The following is an 18,865-nucleotide window of genomic DNA, read 5'->3' as shown; positions in this document are numbered from 1 at the left end:
CCGGCAGAGGGTGGCGGCAGCAGCGCCGCCACCTAATCCTTACACAGCAAGCTTGTTGTCGAGATAGAGCTGCAGGGTCTCGCGCGTGCCCTTTTCCCACAGGGTTTTCAGCGCGTGGGCAAAGCGCTTGCGGAACACCTCGGATTTCGACACCTCGCCGAAGATGTCATCGAAGGCGAGGAAGGCCATCGGATCGTCCTTGGCCTTCAGCGCCGCCGCATGCAGCCGGTCGGCGCTGGCGTCGTTGAAGACGATGTCCTTGCCGCTGTCAGTCTTGCCGGCGAAGTAACGGCACCACAGCGCCGATACCAGCGCGAGGCCCACGACATCCCGGCCCTGGGTCAGATTGTCGAGCGTCGACGGCAGGATGAACTTCGGTTGCCGGTTCGATCCGTCCTGCGCGAGCCGCGGGATGGTGTCGGCAATCTTCGGGTTGAGCAGCCGATGTTCGATCAGCGCAAAGTAATCCGTCAGCGACGTATCCGGCACCGGCGGCACGATCGGGATGATCTCTTCCTTCTCCAGCTTGGCGAGGAAGGCGCGGATCAGCGGATCTTCCATCGAGTCATGCACGAAATGGATGTCCATCAGCGCTGCCGGATAGGCGATCGCCGCGTGCCCGCCGTTCAGGATGCGGATCTTCATGTGTTCGTAAGGCGTCACATCCGGCACGAAGGTGACACCGACCTTCTCCAGCGCAGGCCGCCCGGCGGTGAACTTGTCTTCCAACACCCACTGCTTGAACTCTTCGCAATAGACAGGCCAGTTGTCTTCGATGCCGAAGGCGTCCTTCAGGAGATCGATCTCGCGCTGTCCCGTGGCGGGTGTGATACGGTCCACCATCGCGTTCGGGAAGGCGACATTCGCCTTGATCCAGTCGGCAAAGGCCGGATCGGACAGGCGTGCGGTACCGACGACGGCATTCGACGTGACGACCCCGTTATGCGGGATGTTATCGCAGGACATGACCGTGAACGGCTCGATGCCCTTCTCTTTGCGCGCCTTCAGGCCGGCAACGATCAGGCCGAAGACCGTCTTCGGTTCGGACGGATTCTGTCCATCAGCCGCAATTGCCGGATGGCCTGGGTTGAACTTGCCGGATGCGTCGATGAAATATCCGCCTTCGGTGATCGTCATCGAAACGATACGGATCGTGGGATCGGCGAGCTTGGCGATGATCGTCTTTGCGTCCCCGACCGGCAGGATGTCGATCATCGGCGCGGTGACGCGCGCGGCTGTCTTGTTGTTGTCCTGCTCGACGACTGTTGTCAGGAAATCCTGGGCGGCGAGCTTGTCGCGCATTGCCGCATCGGAGGGCAGAATACCCGCGCCGATGATCGCCCAGTCATGATCCTTGCCCAGATTGAACAGGTCGTCGAGATAGATCGCCTGATGGGCGCGGTGGAAATTGCCGACGCCGAAGTGCACGATGCCCGCCTTCAGCGACGCCCGCTCATAGGCCGGCACAGTGGCCGTCTTTGCCGCGTCGGAAAGCGTTGCCAGCGATAGTTTGCACGTCATGTCTCAGTCCTCTTGAAGGTCTTCGGGGCCAGCCATGACCCCGGGGGCCTGTCGGCCCCGGTATCGGCGCGCCGGGCACCTCGTCCGGCACGCGCTGTCATCTCTACCCCGGAAGCCTTGCTCAGATGGCGAGGCCTTGCTCGTTGAACTTGTGAATCCGTGCCTTGTCGGCGGTCAGGTAGACGGTGTCGCCGGCCTTGGCCGGGAAGTCGCCGCCGCCGCGCGCCGTCATCTGCCCGATGCCCTCGACATCGACATGCAGGAAGGTGTCGGAACCGAGATGTTCGGCGACGGTAATCTTACCCTTCCATTCGCCGCTCTCTGTTGAAAGCTGGATATGTTCGGGACGCACGCCGAGCGTCTGCGAACCCTGCTTAACGAAGTTCATCTTCGGCGAACCGATGAAGCCGGCGACGAACAGGTTGCGCGGCTTGGAGTAAAGCTCCATCGGCGAGCCGACCTGCTCGATGTTGCCTCGGTTCAAGACGACGATCTTGTCAGCCATGGTCATGGCCTCGACCTGGTCGTGGGTGACATAGATCATGGTTGTCTTCAGCTGCTGGTGCAGTTCGCTGATCTCGAGACGCATGTTGACGCGCAGCGCCGCGTCGAGGTTGGACAGCGGTTCGTCGAACAGGAAGGCCGACGGCTGGCGAACGATCGCACGGCCGATCGCCACGCGCTGGCGCTGACCGCCCGAGAGAGCGCGCGGCTTGCGCTCAAGATAGTCGGTGAGATTGAGTACGCGGGCCGCATCCGCCACCTTCTTGTCGATCTCGGGCTTGGCCATGCCAGCCATCTTCAGCGGGAAGGCGATGTTGCTGCGGACACTCATATGCGGATAGAGCGCGTAGGACTGGAACACCATGGCAAGCCGGCGTTCCGACGGCGCGGTTTCGGTGGCATCCTTGCCGTCGATGACGATCTTGCCGGCGCTGACGTCCTCGAGGCCGGCAATCAGCCTGAGAAGCGTGGACTTGCCGCAGCCCGACGGGCCGACGAAGACGACGAACTCGCCGTCCTTGATCTCGAGGTCGATCGACGGGATGACCTTGGCTTCGCCGAAGACCTTCGAGACTTTCTGAAGGGTAATGCTGCCCATGTTTCTCTCCCTGGTATCTTATTTGACCGCGCCGAAGGTCAGGCCGCGGACGAGTTGTTTTTGGCTGAACCAGCCGAGGATCAGGATGGGCGCGATCGCCATCGTGGAGGCTGCCGAAAGCTTGGCGTAGAACAGGCCTTCGGGGCTGGAATAGGAGGCAATGAACGCTGTCAGCGGTGCCGCTTTCGAGGCACTGAGGTTCAACGTCCAGAAGGCTTCGTTCCAGGCGAGGATGATATTGAGGAGCAGCGTCGAGGCAATGCCCGGCACCGCCATCGGCGTCAGCACGTAGATGATTTCCTTGGCAAGCGATGCACCGTCCATACGCGCCGCCTCCAGGATCTCGCCGGGGATTTCCTTGAAGTAGGTGTAGAGCATCCAGATGATGATCGGCAGGTTGATCAAGGTCAGGATGATCACCAGGCCGAGGCGGCTGTCGAGCAGGCCCGAGTTGCGGAACATCAGGTAGATGGGGATGAGCGCGCCGACCGGCGGCATCATCTTCGTCGACAGCATCCACATCAGGACATCCTTCGTCCGCTTGGTCGGCGAAAACGCCATCGCCCAGGCGGCGGGGATCGCGATGATCAGACCGATCAGCGTCGAGCCGAACGAAATGATCACCGAATTCATGAAGTGGCTGAGATAGTTCGAACGGCTCTGCACCTCCGAATAGCTCTCCGTCGTCCAGTGGAAGAACAGGAACTGCGGCGGCGAGGCGATGGCATCCGCTTCCGTCTTGAAGCTCGTCAGGAACGTCCAGAGGATCGGGAAAAAGATCAGGATGCCGAGCGTCCAGGCGATGGCGGTCATGACGACCTTGCGCTGGGTTGTGACTTTTCTAGCCATCTCAAGCCTCCAGATTCTTGCCGACGAGGCGTACGAGGAAGATCGCAACGATATTGGCGAGGATGACCGCGACGATACCGCCCGCCGAAGCGCCGCCGATATCGAACTGCAGAAGCGCCTGCACATAGACGAGATAGGTGAGGTTCGTACTCTGCGTGCCCGGCCCGCCATTGGTGGTGACGAGGATTTCGGCAAAGACCGAGAGCAGGAAGATCGTCTGGATCAGGATCACCACCGTGATGGCGCGGGCCATGTGCGGCAGGATGATGTAGATGAACTTCGAGACGACGCCGGCGCCATCCATTTCGGCCGCTTCCTGCTGCTCTTCGTCGAGCGACTGCAGGGCGGTCAGCATGATGAGCGTCGCAAACGGCAGCCACTGCCAGGCAACGATCAGGATGATCGAGAAGAGTGGCGCATTGGCAAGCCAGTCATAGGGCTGGAGCCCCAGCGCCTTGGCGAGATGCGCGAAGAGCCCGTTGACCGGGTTCATGAACATGTTCTTCCACACCAGAGCCGCAACCGTCGGCATGACGAAGAAGGGCGCGATGACAAGGATGCGAACGATGCCCTGCCCGTAGATATCCTGGTTCAGAAGCAGCGCGAAGGCGATGCCGCCGACGACGGTGATCAAAAGCACGCCGAGCACCAGCAGCAGCGTATTGATCAACGCCGAGAAAAAGGCCGGATCGGTCAGGAAGTATTTGTAGTTCAGGAAGCCGACGAAGGTTTCCATCCCCGGGCTGAGCAGATTGTAGTTCAGCGTCGAGAAGTAGATCGTCATCACAAGCGGGACGATCATCCACAGGAAGAGCAGGATCACGGATGGCGCAATCATCATTCGTGCTGCGGAGCGGGTGTGTAACGTTGCCATGGCGACGACCGATCATGTCAGGAGGGGGCGAACGGCTGCAGGACAGCTAAGTAAAAAGGGCCGCCGACGCAATTTCGGGCACCGGCGGCCTAGACGGGCGGGGAGGTCAAATCCCCCGCCTCTCAGGAGGTTATTTATTTGATGTAACCAGCCTTCGTCATTTCGCGTGTCGTCAGCTGCTGTGCGCTCTGCAGGGCCTGGTCGACCGAAACCTGGCCGGCAAGAGCTGCGGAGAACTGCTGGCCGACGGCCGTGCCGATACCCTGGAATTCAGGAATGGCGACGAACTGGACACCAACATAAGGAACCGGCTTGACGGTCGGCTTGGTCGGGTCGGCGGAGTTGATGCTGTCGAGCGTCATCTTCGCAAACGGCGCTGCCTTCTGGTAGTCGGCGTTCGCATAGAGCGAAGAGCGCGTACCGGGAGGTGCGTTCAGCCAGCCTTCCTTCTCGGCGACGAGGTTGGTGTAATCCTTGCTCGTTGCCCAGGCGACGAACTTCTCAGCCGCTTCGACCTTCTGCGAGCCTGCCGGGATGGCGAGGTTCCAGGCCCAGAGCCAGTTGCCGCGCTTGCCGAGACCCTTGTCCGGAGCCAGAGCGAAGCCGACCTTGTCGGCGACGGTCGATTCCTTCGGGTTGCTGACGAAGGACGCAGCAACGGTCGCATCGATCCACATGCCACACTTGCCGGTCTGGAAGAGCGCCAGGTTTTCGTTGAAGCCGTTGGACGAAGCACCGGGAGGGCCGGCTTCCTTCATCAGGTTGACGTAGAAGTTCAGCGTGTCCTTCCACTCCGGCTGATCGAACTGCGGCTTCCACTGCTCATCGAACCAGCGAGCACCGAAGGAGTTCGACATGGCCGTCAGGAAGGCCATGTTTTCGCCCCAGCCGGCCTTGCCGCGCAGGCAGATGCCGTAGATTTCCTTGTCCTTGTTGGTGATCTTCTTCGCGGCATCCGCGATGAAGTCCCAGGTCGGCGCGTCGGGCATCTTCAGGCCGGCGGCATCGAAGAGGTCCTTGCGGTACATGACCATCGAGCTTTCGCCGTAGAATGGTGCCGCATAGAGCTTGCCGTCAGTCGTCAGACCACTGCGGATAGCCGGCAGCAGGTCGTCGGCATCGTAGTCCTTGCCGAGATTGTCGAGCGGCAGAAGCCAGCCCTGCTTTGCCCAGATCGGAACTTCGTAGGTGCCGATCGTCAGAACGTCGTACTGACCGCCCTTGGTCGCGATGTCAGTCGTAACCTTCTGGCGCAGCACGTTTTCTTCGAGGGTTACCCACTCGAGATCAATACCGGGGTTCTTTTTCTTGAAGTCGTCCGTCAGCTTCTGCATCCGGATCATGTCGCCGTTGTTGACGGTCGCGATCGTCAGCGTCTCGGCCGAAGCCATGCCGGCAAACGCCAGTGCCGAGCAGGCGCCCAGCAGGAGAGTTCTCAATGTCATATCTTCCTCCCAGAAGATGAGTGCGAGCATTCGCTTTGCTCATGGGCAATTACTCATCGCGGAGCAAAAAAAGTCAATCACCATTCGTTGCTGCAACAGCGAATGAATGCATTATCTAACTGATTTCAAATATAAATATTTTTGCTCACGCCTTGAGCAAATACTCGGCAGCTTCCTCATCGGTGATCAAACCGTTGATCTGATGACCCAGTACGGCCGCCTTCATCGCCTTGAATTTCCGCTTCCCCTTGGCAATGCCGATGACAGTCGACGAATCGCGCGATGGGATCGAAGCGGACGCGACGCGGTCATTGATCGGATGGTCCAGCAGCCTGCCTTCGCTGTCGAAAACCCAGCCGCAGATTTCGCCGACCGCGCCGTTGCGCATGAGCTCCATCATCTCGTCTTTCTCTAGAAACCCATCGACGCAAAGCGGCCCATCGATGCCGAGTTCGCCGATGCCGACGAAGGTGACATCCGCCTGCGCGCTCATCTCCAGCGTCGCGTGCACCAGCTGTTGCGCATGCAGCGTTTCCCGCTCCTTGGCTGACGTTACGAGAACCGGAAGCGGCATTGGAAAGTGCCGTGCCTTCACCGCATCCGCCATGCTGAAGATGACGTTATAGTAGGCGGCCGAGCCGTCGGGCGCGATATTGCCGGTCAATGACACGATACGATGGTTGGGACATTCGATCGCCGGCAGTTGGTCGACCGCAGCCTTCAGCGTGCGCCCGGTCCCGACAGCCAATACGATCGGGTCCGGCCGCTTCAGCCAGCGTTCGATCTCGGCCGCCGCTGCCTCGGCAATGCCGATGGTCGTCGATGCAGATCCCGGATCGCTGGGCACGATCTCGACATGCTTCAGGCCATACTTCTTGCGAACGGCATTGGCCAGCTCGAGGCAGGCGGCAATGGGATGGTCCAGGCGCACCTTGATCAACCGCTCGGCCACGGCGAGCGAAACCAGGCGCTGCGCGGACTGCCGGGAAATACCCATCGTCGCAGCGATCTCATCCTGCGTCCGGCCCGCGACGTAATACAGCCAACCGGCGCGCGCGGCGTCATCCAGCCTTCCGGGTGTCTCGGATCTCTTCACCATCAACTATATCTACCGTGCAGGATGTGCCGGCTTCCGCCGGTAAAGCTCATGAGTCGCTACTAGATGAAAACAAAATTCGGGTAAATGTCGAGTACGTCGTGGCAATATGCCGCCTAATTCGGGTCGTATGAAGCCTGTCTCCGTCATCGTCCAGCCATCTTCGCCGCAGAAGCCTCTGCTTGACCGAATGCCGAACTGCAAGCTAACTGTGGTTGAGAGGAAAAACCGTGCGAATCCTGCTGGTTGAAGACGACAAGATGATTGGCGAAGCCGTGCGGGACCACGTCACGGCTGCAAATCATGCTGTGGACTGGGTCAGCAACCTCGCCAACGCCGACGTTGCGACCGGTCCCGTCGAATATGGCCTCATCCTGCTCGATCTTCAGCTTCCCGACGGAAGCGGCGTTGACTTCCTCCGGCGCATTCGCGCCCGGGACGTCAGAACGCCTGTTATCATCCTTACCGCCCGCGACCAGATCTCGGACCGCATCGAGGGATTGAATGCCGGTGCCGACGACTACCTCGTCAAGCCCTTCAACCTCGGCGAACTGGAAGCACGGATAATGGCCGTCGCGCGACGCTACGAAGGCAATCCGCATCCCGTTCTCCGCATTTCCGATATCGAGATCGACAGGCCCCAACACAAGCTGTCGGTGGCAGGCGAGCCTATCATTCTCACAAGCCGGGAGTGGGCCGTTCTCGATCTCTTGACAGCACGCCCCGGCGCGATCGTTTCCAAAGATCGCATCGAGGAGGCGCTCTATGCCTTCGGCTCCGAGATCGAGAGCAACACCGTTGAGGTCTACGTCAGCCGGCTTCGCAAAAAGATCGGCAAGGAACGCATCCGCACCGCGCGCGGCATAGGCTACACCCTTGGATGACGATGAAGTCTGAACGCAGTATTACCCGCCCGCTTATTCTTGCCCTGACAACCGTCATGGTCATCTTCTGGTTGCTGGCAATCGGCCTGAGCATTCGTGTCATGCAACACGAGTTCGACGAGATCTTCGATAGCGCCCAGCAGGAGACGACGGAGCGTTTGCTGGCTCTCATCATCGACGACATGGCGCAGGGCAACATGGATGACCCGCGCAGTGTCGCAATATTGAGAACGGCAGCAAACCGCGAGTATCTGACCTACCAGGTGCGCGACGCCAGCGGCAAGGTCGTGCTTCGTTCCAACGACGCCTCGGCTGAACCGTTCCAGGTTCCGCTGAAAACCGGTTTCCACGATACCGACACGGCACGGATCTACACGGAGCGGTCGGCTGATGGCAGCCTGTTTCTGCAAGTCGCAGATCGCTTCAAGAATCGCCGGGAGGCCGTGCGCGAAAGCGCCGCTACGCTGCTCATTCCGCTCATCGCCCTCATCCCGGCCAGCATCTTCGCTGTCTGGTTCATCGTGAGCCGCGCAATGAGGCCGCTGGATGCCTTGCGGCAGGATATCGGAACGAAGGACGGCGGCAATCTGGCGCCGCTTGCAGGCAACAGCTTGCCGAAGGAACTGAGGCCGATCGCGCGCTCCGTGAACCTGTTGCTCGACCGGCTGCGCGCGGCCCTGGAGGCGGAGCGCGAGTTCACCGCCAACAGCGCCCATGAACTGCGTACACCGATCGCGGGAGCACTGGCACAGACCCAGCGCCTTGCCGAAGAGCTTGGACCTGGGCAAACGCAACTGCGTGCCCGACAGGTCGAAACTTCGCTCATCAATCTGGGACGGCTCGCAGAGAAGTTGTTGCAGTTGTCCCGCGCCGAAGCGGGGATCGGCGGCAGCGCCACGCCTGCCGATCTGCGGCCGGTGCTGGACATGGTGGTATCGGACTTTGAGCGCGACAGCCGCTCGCACGGCCGATTGCGCTACTCGGCGGCGAAAGGCGCGACGTTGACCCGCAACGCCGACATGGACGCCTTCGGCATCGTCATCCGCAACCTGATCGAAAACGCTCTGACGCACGGGGATCCCGAAATGCCGGTCAATGTCAGCCTAGAGGGCGACGGCGTCATTCGCGTCGTCAACGACGGGCCGGCTGTACGAGAGATCGACATCCAGACGCTGAAAAAGCGCTTCCGGCGCGGCAAGACCACGGGCGCTGGCTCCGGCCTCGGCTTGGCGATCGCCGATCGGATTGTCTCGCAAATGGGCGGGACCCTGGAGCTGTTTTCGCCCGCGAGCGGCGAGGCATCCGGTTTCGAGGCCCGCATCATCCTGCCCGCCTGAGCGTTGGTTTTGGCTTGCAAATCATGCCGAACGGTGCGAGCAGACGCTGAGCTTCTCGAACAAGCAGAATCCGAATGATCATCTCTTTCGATATTGGCGGTTCGGCCATCAAGGGCGGCATCGCCCGCTCTGAAACCGACATCACTCCACTCGGTCGTCACCCGACACCCGTCGATGACTTTGCCGCCTTCATCGCCACTTTGCGCGCGATCATTGCCGAGACCGGCGAACAGCCGACGCGGCTTTCCTTCTCGATCGCTGGTGTGGTCGATCCGGATACGCAGCGGCTGACCTGCGCCAACATCCCCTGCATCCACGGGCGCAATCTCGCCGCCGACCTCGAGGCTGAGTTCGGTCTTCCTGTCCTGATTGCCAACGATGCGGATTGCTTTGCAATGGCCGAAGCCGGCCTTGGCGCCGGCAGGGGACATCGCATCGTGCTCGGTGCCATTCTCGGCACCGGCGTCGGCGGCGGCGTGGCGGCCAATGGCCGGCTGATCAACGAAGCGGGCGGTTTTGCCGGTGAATGGGGCCACGGCTCTATCGTCGCCTTGCGTGCCGGCAACCCACCCGTCGAAATCCCCCATTTCCAGTGCGGTTGCGGCCAGAAGGGCTGCGTCGATACCATTGGCGGAGCCCGCGGCGTCGAGCGGCTGCACCAGACGCTCCATGATCTCGACTTCTCAAGCCAGGAGATCATCGACCAGTGGCTGAAGGGCGAAGAGAAGGCAACGCGGACGATGGACGTCTACGTGGATCTCGTCGCCTCCCCGTTGGCGCTGACAATCAACATCACCGGCGCAACCATTGTACCGGTGGCCGGTGGACTGTCGAACGTCGAGCCTCTGCTTGCCGAACTCGACAAAGCCGTGCGGCAGCGAATCCTGCGCAAGTTCGACCGCCCGATCGTCGTACGCAGCGAATGCCGCGTCGAACCCGGGCTGATCGGCGCAGCGCTGCTCGGGTTGAGAGCGGAAGCCGATCTGACGGCTTGAGCTGGCGGACTAGGATCCTTCACCAAAAAGAAATGGCGCGGTCTTCACCGCGCCATTTTCGTTCACTCTGCCGCCACCGCCGGAGGCTGATGGTGATCGGGCACCGCGTCGTTGCTGTTCGACGCGAGGCTCTTTTCGTCTTCCTTCGTCTTCGGCTCCTTGCCGAAGAACAGTGCGTAGGCCGCCGGCAACACCAGGATCGTCAGAACCGTTGCGACCAGAATGCCGCCCATCATGGCGTAGGCGAGCGGACCCCAGAACACGCCGCGCGAGATCGGGATCAGCGCCAGAACCGCCGTTAGCGCCGTCAGCATGATCGGGCGGAAACGGCGCACCGCCGCGCCGACAATCGCCTCCTGTCGATGCATCCCCGCCTTGATATCCTGGTCGATCTGATCGACGAGAATGATTGAGTTACGGATGATGATGCCGAGCAGCGCGATGACGCCGAGGATCGCGACGAAGCCGAAGGGCGCGCCGGAGATCAGCAGTGCCGCAGCAGCGCCGATGATGCCGAGCGGGCCAGTCGCCAGCACCAGCATCGCCTTACCGAAGTGCTGCAGCTGCGCCATCAGGAGCAGGACGATGACGACAAGCATGATTGGTGCCTTGGCGGCGATCGATGCCTGGCTTTCGGCGGAATCTTCCGCGCCACCCTGGATCTCGACCTTGTAGCCGGCCGGCAGGCTGTCACGCAGCGGCTGCAGATCGGCATACATCTTCATGACGACGTCATTTGACTGCACGCCATCGGGAAGCGTCGCACGGATGCTGATCGTCGGCAGACGATCACGCCGCCACTCGATACCCTGCTCGAGAACAGGCACCACCTTGGCGATCTGCGAGACCGGCACGAAGCCGCCGAAGTCTGTCGGCACATAGACCGAGTTGACGGCCGACAGCAGCGAGCGATTGGCATCCGGCTCGCGGGCAACGATCGACACCGTTTCCTCGCCATCGCGGAAATCATCGAGCGGTGCGCCGGACATCGCCGTCTGCAGCATCTGGCGGACGCGTTGCGAGGTGACCCCGAGGGCGCGGGCACGATCCTGGTCGATCACCAGCTTCATCGCCGGTACCTGCTCCAGCCAGTCATCGTGGATGGCGCCGAGCAGCGGATTGGCCTGGAATTTCGCCTTTACCTCGTCCGCGATCTTGCGGACTTCCTGGCGATCCGGACCCATGACGCGCATCTGCACGGGCCAGCCGGTCGGCGGACCGAGGAACAGGCGGTCAACCTTGCCACGAATGTCAGGGAAGTCCTCGGCGAGGATATCACGCAGCTTGACGATCAGCCGTTCGCGGGCCGGCTCGTCGTTCGCCATGATCAGCAGCTGCGCGAAGTTCGGGTTCGGAAGCTGCTGGTCGAGCGGTAGGAAGAAGCGTGGTGCGCCTTCGCCGATATAGGTGGCGACGAACTTCTTATCCTTGTCGTCCATGATCTTGGCTTCGAGCGCCTTCGATTGCTTCTCGACTTCCTTGATGCTGGTACCCTCGGGCAGCCAGAGATCGACGAGGATCTCGGGACGCGAGGACTGCGGGAAGAAGTTCTGCGGAATGAACTGGAAGGCCCAGAGGCTGGTGGCGAAGGTCACCAGTGTCATAGCGACGACAATGATCCGGTGGCGCACGGCCCAGCCGACCGTCGACCGCAGCCGGCGATAGAAGCTGGTGTCGAAGGCGTCATGATGCTCGCCGCCGGCGTGCTGGCGCTGCTTCAGGATCATGTAGCCGAGCCACGGCGTGAAATAAACCGCCACGAACCACGACACGACGAGCGCGATGCCGACGACATAGAACAGCGTGCGGACATATTCGCCGGCGGTAGAGGCCGCGAAACCAACCGGAATGAAACCGGCCGTGGTGATGAGAGTACCCGTCAGCATCGGGAAGGCGGTCGAGGAGTAGGCGAAACTCGCCGCCTCGATCTTCACCAACCCCTCTTCGAGCTTTCGCTCCATCAACTCGACCACGATCATCGCGTCGTCGACGAGGAGCCCAAGCGCAATGATCAACGCCCCGAGCGAGATACGCTGCAGGTCGATGCCGAGCTCGTACATGATGGCGAAGGTCGCGGCCAGCACCAGCGGAATGGCGATCGCGATCACGAGGCCCGAGCGCCAGCCGATCGAGAGGAACGAGACGATCAGGACGATCACCAGCGCTTCACCGAGCGCGTGCATGAACTCGCTGACCGCATCGGTGACGACATCGGGCTGGTTGGAGATCTGGTCGACGGCAACGCCATATGGCAGCGATTCCTCGAAGTGCTTGTAAGTCGCTTCGACATCCTTGCCGACATCGGTGACCTTGAAGCCCTTGGCCATGACGACGCCGACCTGGACGCTCTCATGGCCATTGAAGCGGTACTTCTTCTGATAGGGGTCTTCGAGACCGGAATAGACGGTGGCGATATCGCCGAGACGCGTGACCTGATTGCCGGCCTTGAGTCGGAGCTCGCGGATATCGGCTGCCTTCGTCACGTCGCCTTCGACGGCGATGCGCACCGAGCGCGTGCCGGTATCGACCGAGCCTGCCGGATCGACACTATTCTGGCCCTTGATGGCATTCTGCAGGTCGAGAATGGTCAGCCCGCGTTCTGCGAGCGCCTTGGAGGAGACGTCGATATAGATCTTCTCCGGCTGATCACCGATGATGACCGCCTTCTCGACGCCCGGCGTCGTCAGCAGCATGTCGCGCGCCTGGATCGCGAACTTCTTCAGCTCGGGATAGCTGTAGCCATCACCGCTGATCGAATGCAGCGTTATGAAGGTATCGCCGAATTCGTCGTTGAAATAGGGACCGAGCAAGCCTTCCGGCAATTCGTTCGAGATATCGCCGACCTTCTTGCGAACCTGGTAGAAGGCATCGGCGACCTGCGCCGCGTTGGTGTCGCCCTTGACCTGCAGCGTGATGACGGCGGAACCGGCGCGCGTGTAGGACTTCACCCAGTCGATATGCGGGGTTTCCTGCAGCTTGCGCTCGATCTTGTTGACCACCTGGTCTTCCATCTCCTGGATGGACGAGCCCGGCCAAACGGCCTGCACGACCATGACGCGGAAGGTGAAGTCAGGATCTTCCTTCTGGCCCATGCGCATCAGCCCGAGCACGCCGGTGATTAGGATGAGCCCGAACAGGAAGCGCGCGATGCTCGGATGACCGATCGCCCAGCGCGACAGGTTGAAGGGCTTCTTCTCGGTGGTGGAGTTGTCCATTGTCCCGTTCCCTCTCCTGACCGCTTAGCGAACGACGCTGGCAGCTTCGGCAGATGCCGACTGCTGACCTGGCAGCTTGACCTTGAGATTTTCGGTCATGAACTGCGTGCCGGCGGCAACGACGAGGTCGCCGGTCTTCAGGCCGTCGGAAACGTTGACGCCATCACCGGTAAAATCGGCCACCGTGACATCGCGAGCATGAACCGTCGCCTCATCGCGATCGACCACCCAGACGATCTTCTTGCCATCCTTCTCGGAGAGCGCTGCGAGCGGGATGACGACATGGGCATTCGTGTTGTTGACATCAGCCTCGATCGTCGCCGTCATGCCGAGCAGAACGCGGTCATCGTTCGGCAGGCTGACGCGAACCGCAAATGTCCGCGACTGCGCATCGGCGCTTCCCGAAACTTCGCGCACCTTGCCTTCAAGAACCAGTTTGTTGTCCGACCAGAAGCTCGCCTTCACCGCCTTGCCCGGCTTGAACTGCGCGATATCGTTTTCCGGCACCGCGATCTGCACTTCCTTTTCGCCGTCAAGCGCAACCGTCGCTACCGGCGTACCGGCCGCAACGACCGCACCGACATCGGCACTGATCGCCGTAACGATGCCGCTCTGGTCGGCCTTCAGCTCGGCGTAGCTCACCTGGTTTCTCGCCTGATCGAGCGAGGAAGCTGCGGCATCGCGGGTGGAGACGGCCTGGTCGTAGCTCAGCGACGCCTGTTCCAGCTGCGATTTTGCAGTGACGCTCCTATCGAACAACTGCTGCGCGCGCTTGTTGGCAAGATCGGCGGTGCCGACGCCCTTTTCGGCGGCGGCAAGGTTCGCCTCGGCCGTTCTCGTCGCAAGTTCGTAATCGGTCGCGTCGATGCGCGCGATCAGATCGCCCGGCTGTACGCGGTCGCCGATATTGACACGCCGCTCGGTGATCTTGCCGGCAACGCGGAAGCCGAGGTTCATCTCGACTCGCGCCTTGACGGCACCGGAATAGTCAAGCGAGCGCGTATCGCCGGCCTTGGTGATCTCGACCACCTTGACGGGCCGCAGGATCTCCTTGGTTTCGGCCTTCTTTTCATCGCTGCAGCCGGAAACGGCGAGCGACACAGCGCCAAGCAGCGCGAGACTGACAACGGACGGCAACTTGACTGTCTTCAGCGAAATCATCTTTCGCACTCCTAAAATGGTTTTGTGTGTTGAGTGGCGCGGCGGCCTGACCGTCGGGCTATTTTTTCAGTGCCCTGATCGAGAAATCGATCAGTTCATCCACCGTCGCGCGGTTGGTCTTGGCAAGACATTGGGCCACCATGATCGGGTGGCAGAGCGTTGTCGTCGCAGCCCCGAAGCAGCGAGATGCCGCAGCCGGGTCCTGATCGACGAATTCGCCGGCCTCGATACCCTCGCGGATCACCTCGGCCAGCAGGTCGTGAATGCTGTCGACATGTCTCTCGATCACGTGCCAGTCGCGTTCGATGGCAACGACGACCATCTCGTGCACCTTTTCCTGATCGATCATGGTCTCGACGGTCATCTGGTACTGACCGCGCACGAAGCGGCTAAGCCGCTCGGAAGCACTGAGGGGGAGGTGACAGATGTCATAGGCCTGCTGATAGCTGGCAGCCAGCATCCGGCCACAGATAGCCTGGTGGATTTCAACCTTGGAAGAGAAGAAGCGGTAGACGTTGGCGGGCGACATGCCCAGGTCGCGGGCGATGTCTGCAACCGTGGTCTTCGAGTAGCCGTAGTGGCGAAACAGCCTTTCGGCGGCATCGAGAATGCGGGTCACATTCTCCTGTCGCGTTGAATCAAGGGCGTTTTCGGCGATGTCGTTCATGAGTTCTGCACACCTGAATTACGACTGACGATTTTTGAATTTCGTCAGTAGTAAAACATCAAGTGGCATTTGTCAATCTGCTGCGCTGCGGCAGAACGACCTAGAAGCCGGCCACAACTGGGCGAAAGCGGCGAAGGCTGAGATAGCCGACAATCAGAAATGCAAGGAAAACAATTGCCTGCACGATGCCCACGATCGGCTCTCCCCCGGTCGGCGCCAGCGCGTTGAGGGGTGTTATCTTCTGGAACGACTGAACGACGAAGACCAGACAGTTGAAGTAGAAGAGCGCGAGCGCGCCCACGATGAAGACGGGGCGCCAGAAACCGGCCATCCCAAAACGATAGCGGGCGAGTGCCGTGGGTATGAAGACCAGAACACAGATGATGCCGACACCGATCCCCGGCGTGAAGCCATTATAGGGAAAGACGAAGCCCGTCAGGACCGTGACCGCCGTGGTCAGCATGAACAAAGCGGTCCACCGGTCGAAGCGCTTTCCTGAAATAAGCCCGTAGGCAAGCGCGACACCGGCAACGATCGCGATCAGGCTGACAATGACATGAAACAAAGTAAGAGCTGCTATTCCCGACATGGTTTAACTCCCTTGATGAAGGCGGGTCAAAAGAATGGGCAATGAAAATGCGGGATGACGGCAGGACGCACTACGGACCTGCGCAGCGGATGCTGCAGTGTAATCGCTTCAAATGAAAGAGAAATTTAAAGAGAGCAACGTGATGTATGCGTGCCGCTAGCCGCGGCACGCGGCTCTTCTGCTCACTGGAACCTAGATGAGCTGAACATCCAGGGAAATCGGAACCGCCGACAGTGCCTTCGAAACCGGGCAACCGGCCTTCGCCTTGTTTGCAAGTTCGATGAAGGTCTTTTCATCTGCGTTCGGAACACTGCCGCGCAGCGTCAGCTGGATCGCGCTGATGGCAAAACCACCTTCAACGCTCTCCAGCGTTACCTTTGCGGTTGTTTCCATATTGTCGGCCGTAAAGCCAGCCTCGTTGAGTATCAGCGACAGGGCCATCGTGAAGCAGCCGGCATGGGCCGCGCCGATCAGTTCTTCCGGGTTGGTGCCCGGGAGGCCTTCGAAGCGGCTTGCAAAGCCGTAGGGATAGGACTTCAGCGCGCCGCTTTGCGTCGAAATCTGGCCCTTGCCGTCCTTGAGACCGCCCGACCACTGTGCGGAAGCTGTACGATTGATCTGCATGCCGTTCTCCTGTTGATTGAGTTTTCGTCGAACGCAGCGAACAAGCCGCGCCGTTCGTTCGAGAGGCGCAACGGACCCTCGCCGCTGGATATAATCCTCTAAATCAGGAAGGCGACAGGCATGCGAAATTTGATCCCGTCGGTCTGCGCGATCAGCTCATGATGCGGCCGGTATCGAGGGTGTAGAGTTCCTGGGCTCGCTGCACGCCCCGCAACGCGTAGCGACCGACGCAGGCCAGCCGATCACGGGTCTCTTGCGGAATGTTGGCAACGAAGTCCGAGGACATCAGCACGTTGAAATCAACCGACCGGCACATCGACGCAATGCGGCTCACCTCGTTCACCGCGGGTCCGATGACCGTGAAGTCCAGCCGCTCCATGCTGCCGATATTGCCGTAGAAGACATCGCCGATGTGGAGGCCGAGATAAACATCGGTGGTCGGTCGTTCCTCCAGCGCACGCTCGTCATTCAACCGCGCGAGCTTCTCCCTGAGGAGCCGTTCGGCGCTCAGTGCGGCGCTGCAGGCGTCCACCGGGTCATCGGCCTTGAAAATTGCCAGCACGCCGTCGCCGATCAGCTTCAGAACGTTTCCCCCAGCCTCGTGAATAGCCGAAATGACCACGTCGCTATACGCATTCAGCATTGGAAGGATCTCTTCCGGCGGCGCGCTGTCGGATATCTTCGTGTAGTTCATGAGATCGGAAAACCACAGCGCAGCGGAGATGCGCTCGGACTTTCCGCGCATGATCTTGCCGTCGAGAACCTGGCGCGCGGCATCCTCGCCGAGATAGACCTCCGCAATCGTGCGCGCGATCCGCCCGAGCGCGATGCACTTGATCGCAAGCGCCAGCACCGGCACGAGCTTGCGAAGGATCATCATTTCATGATCCGAAAAACCCTCCGGATGGCGCGTCGAGAAATGTGAGAAGAAGCAATCCATCTCACCGATCGTGCCGGCCTTGGCAAAACGGTGAACCATCGCGACGAAATCCGTATGGCCGTCCTTGGCCATCTTCTCGAGCATCGAGAAATCCGTCGGATCGCCGAAGCCGATGCGGCGGCGCACCTCGTTTTCAGTCCCGGCCCAGAGATAATAGAAGGCTGACCGATGCCAGCTCTCGAGCGAGTTTCCCTCGCCGCCGGTGGGGCCGTAGGCGAATTCCGGCTCGATGTCCTCCTGGCTGTCCCAGCGGAACGCACGACCCTCGTGCACTGGATGCAGCGTGTCCATCAACGCCATGCCGCGATCGATCGGCAGCCCGAAATCGCGGCATATGCCGCAAAAGCCCGTCAGCAGATCAGATTCCGAGACGCCTTTCAGCCCCTGCTCGGTCAACCATGCCGCAACCGTCCCGATATCGCTGTGTTCCATGTCACCACCTCGCTGCCGGAAAAGAACTAGCCTGATTTTCCCGGCGAGGAAAAGACAAACCTCCGTTCGCGATCTGCGCGTGCGGCCCCGGTCGATCTCGAAAAAGCACCTACGGCAAAGCAGCCACACTATCGATTTTTGCGCTGTTGGCATCTGGCACGCTCCTCCGTTTACGTTTACGAAGGGAGTCACATCGCTTTGGGAGGAGCCAGATCGTGTCGCAAGATGCGCCTTACGAGGTTCGTGACGAACGTTTCCGCAGCCTGATCGCCGGTAGTGCCAGGCTTGAAGAGCTTTATTCCGGGTGCCGCTGGGCGGAAGGACCGGTCTGGTTTTCCGATCTCAATTGCCTGCTTTGGAGCGACATTCCCAACGAGCGCATCATGCGCTGGGTGCCGGATGGCGGCGTATCGGTCTTTCGCGCACCGTCCAATTACGTGAACGGCAACACCCGAGACCGGCAGGGTCGCCTCGTGTCCTGTGAACATGGCGGCCGGCGCGTGACGCGCACCGAACCCGATGGCCGCATCACCGTGCTCGCCGACAGCTACCAGGGCAAACGTCTGAATTCGCCGAACGACGTGGTCGTCAAGTCGGACGGCTCGATCTGGTTCAGCGATCCGAGCTACGGCATCATGTCTGACTATGAGGGCCACAAAGCCGAGCCCGAGCAGGAAACCCGGAACGTCTACCGGATCGATGCCGCAACGGGCGAAATCGATGCCGTCGCGACCGATTTCATCCAACCGAACGGCCTCGCCTTCTCGCCCGACGAAAAGCAGCTCTACATCGCCGATTCCGGCTCGTCCGATCACGATGTGCCCCGCCATATCCGCATCTTCGATGTCTCCGACGGCCGCAAACTGACAAACAGCCGCTACTTCTGCTCGATCGAAACCGGCGTTCCAGACGGTTTCCGTTTCGATGTTCAGGGGAACCTGTGGAGCAGCGCGGCGGATGGCGTTCACTGCATCGCGCCGGACGGCACGCTGCTGGGCAAGATAAAGGTGCCGCAGACCGTCTCGAACCTGACCTTCGGCGGGCCCAAGAAGAACCGTCTGTTCATAACGGCGACACAATCGGTGTACTCGATCTACACCACGACCAACGGCGCACAATATCCCTAACGCCGTC

16 protein-coding genes are annotated in these 18,865 nt (G+C 60.7%); 4 read left to right on the top strand and 12 right to left on the bottom strand.

The window, feature by feature from the left end; translation table 11 throughout:
• Positions 1 to 39: 39 nt before the first annotated feature.
• The 6 genes from A6U87_RS28335 to A6U87_RS28310 form a co-directional block, all read right to left on the bottom strand.
• On the bottom strand, positions 40 to 1,521 hold the full coding sequence (locus A6U87_RS28335; protein ID WP_065694659.1) for a mannitol dehydrogenase family protein: 1,482 nt from the start codon (positions 1,519 to 1,521) through the stop codon (positions 40 to 42).
• A 121-nt stretch (positions 1,522 to 1,642) separates the two neighbouring features.
• On the bottom strand, positions 1,643 to 2,623 hold the full coding sequence (locus A6U87_RS28330; RefSeq protein WP_065694658.1) for an ABC transporter ATP-binding protein: 981 nt from the start codon (positions 2,621 to 2,623) through the stop codon (positions 1,643 to 1,645).
• Positions 2,624 to 2,641: 18 nt separating this feature from the next.
• A complete protein-coding gene (locus A6U87_RS28325; protein WP_065694657.1) occupies positions 2,642 to 3,472 on the bottom strand; it encodes a carbohydrate ABC transporter permease in 831 nt (276 codons plus the stop codon).
• Position 3,473: 1 nt separating this feature from the next.
• Positions 3,474 to 4,346, bottom strand: a complete 873-nt coding sequence (locus A6U87_RS28320; RefSeq protein ID WP_065694656.1) for a carbohydrate ABC transporter permease — start codon at positions 4,344 to 4,346, stop codon at positions 3,474 to 3,476.
• 134 nt (positions 4,347 to 4,480) lie between these two features.
• The gene (locus A6U87_RS28315) at positions 4,481 to 5,791 is read right to left on the bottom strand and encodes a sugar ABC transporter substrate-binding protein (protein ID WP_065694798.1); all 1,311 of its coding nucleotides are present in this window, start codon (positions 5,789 to 5,791) and stop codon (positions 4,481 to 4,483) included.
• A 145-nt stretch (positions 5,792 to 5,936) separates the two neighbouring features.
• On the bottom strand, positions 5,937 to 6,890 hold the full coding sequence (locus tag A6U87_RS28310; protein ID WP_065694655.1) for a sugar-binding transcriptional regulator: 954 nt from the start codon (positions 6,888 to 6,890) through the stop codon (positions 5,937 to 5,939).
• Positions 6,891 to 7,117: 227 nt separating this feature from the next.
• Here A6U87_RS28310 and A6U87_RS28305 point away from each other — a divergent pair, with 227 nt between their 5' ends.
• The 3 genes from A6U87_RS28305 to A6U87_RS28295 all read left to right on the top strand — a co-directional run bounded on the left by A6U87_RS28305 (position 7,118) and on the right by A6U87_RS28295 (position 10,103).
• Positions 7,118 to 7,771: a response regulator gene (locus tag A6U87_RS28305; protein WP_065694654.1), complete on the top strand. Its 654-nt coding sequence runs from the start codon at positions 7,118 to 7,120 to the stop codon at positions 7,769 to 7,771.
• A 2-nt stretch (positions 7,772 to 7,773) separates the two neighbouring features.
• A complete protein-coding gene (locus A6U87_RS28300) occupies positions 7,774 to 9,108 on the top strand; it encodes a HAMP domain-containing sensor histidine kinase (protein ID WP_065694653.1) in 1,335 nt (444 codons plus the stop codon).
• 74 nt (positions 9,109 to 9,182) lie between these two features.
• Positions 9,183 to 10,103: an ROK family protein gene (locus tag A6U87_RS28295; protein WP_065694652.1), complete on the top strand. Its 921-nt coding sequence runs from the start codon at positions 9,183 to 9,185 to the stop codon at positions 10,101 to 10,103.
• Between the two features lie 62 nt (positions 10,104 to 10,165).
• Here A6U87_RS28295 and A6U87_RS28290 read toward each other — a convergent pair whose 3' ends face one another.
• The 6 genes from A6U87_RS28290 to A6U87_RS28265 all read right to left on the bottom strand — a co-directional run bounded on the left by A6U87_RS28290 (position 10,166) and on the right by A6U87_RS28265 (position 17,731).
• Entirely contained in the window at positions 10,166 to 13,318 is a 3,153-nt protein-coding gene (locus tag A6U87_RS28290) for an efflux RND transporter permease subunit (protein WP_065694651.1), read from the bottom strand.
• 24 nt (positions 13,319 to 13,342) lie between these two features.
• Positions 13,343 to 14,479 (bottom strand): efflux RND transporter periplasmic adaptor subunit, encoded by a 1,137-nt coding sequence (locus A6U87_RS28285; RefSeq protein WP_065694650.1) that lies wholly within the window; start codon positions 14,477 to 14,479, stop codon positions 13,343 to 13,345.
• Between the two features lie 58 nt (positions 14,480 to 14,537).
• A complete protein-coding gene (locus A6U87_RS28280) occupies positions 14,538 to 15,146 on the bottom strand; it encodes a TetR family transcriptional regulator (RefSeq protein ID WP_065694649.1) in 609 nt (202 codons plus the stop codon).
• Positions 15,147 to 15,246: 100 nt separating this feature from the next.
• Complete coding sequence (locus A6U87_RS28275) at positions 15,247 to 15,735, bottom strand: hypothetical protein (RefSeq protein ID WP_083199701.1); 489 nt, start codon at positions 15,733 to 15,735, stop codon at positions 15,247 to 15,249.
• A gap of 192 nt (positions 15,736 to 15,927) precedes the next feature.
• A complete protein-coding gene (locus tag A6U87_RS28270) occupies positions 15,928 to 16,359 on the bottom strand; it encodes an OsmC family protein (protein WP_065694648.1) in 432 nt (143 codons plus the stop codon).
• Positions 16,360 to 16,510: 151 nt separating this feature from the next.
• Positions 16,511 to 17,731: an adenylate/guanylate cyclase domain-containing protein gene (locus tag A6U87_RS28265; protein ID WP_065694647.1), complete on the bottom strand. Its 1,221-nt coding sequence runs from the start codon at positions 17,729 to 17,731 to the stop codon at positions 16,511 to 16,513.
• A gap of 215 nt (positions 17,732 to 17,946) precedes the next feature.
• Between A6U87_RS28265 and A6U87_RS28260 the strand changes: the two genes are divergently transcribed.
• A complete protein-coding gene (locus A6U87_RS28260; RefSeq protein WP_065694646.1) occupies positions 17,947 to 18,858 on the top strand; it encodes an SMP-30/gluconolactonase/LRE family protein in 912 nt (303 codons plus the stop codon).
• Positions 18,859 to 18,865 lie beyond the last annotated feature (7 nt).

The sequence above is a fragment of the Rhizobium sp. AC44/96 genome (genome assembly GCF_001692185.1).
Classification (GTDB): domain Bacteria; phylum Pseudomonadota; class Alphaproteobacteria; order Rhizobiales; family Rhizobiaceae; genus Rhizobium.
Note: the sequence above shows the minus strand (reverse complement) of the source record. Positions and strands in the feature narration are given on the sequence as shown.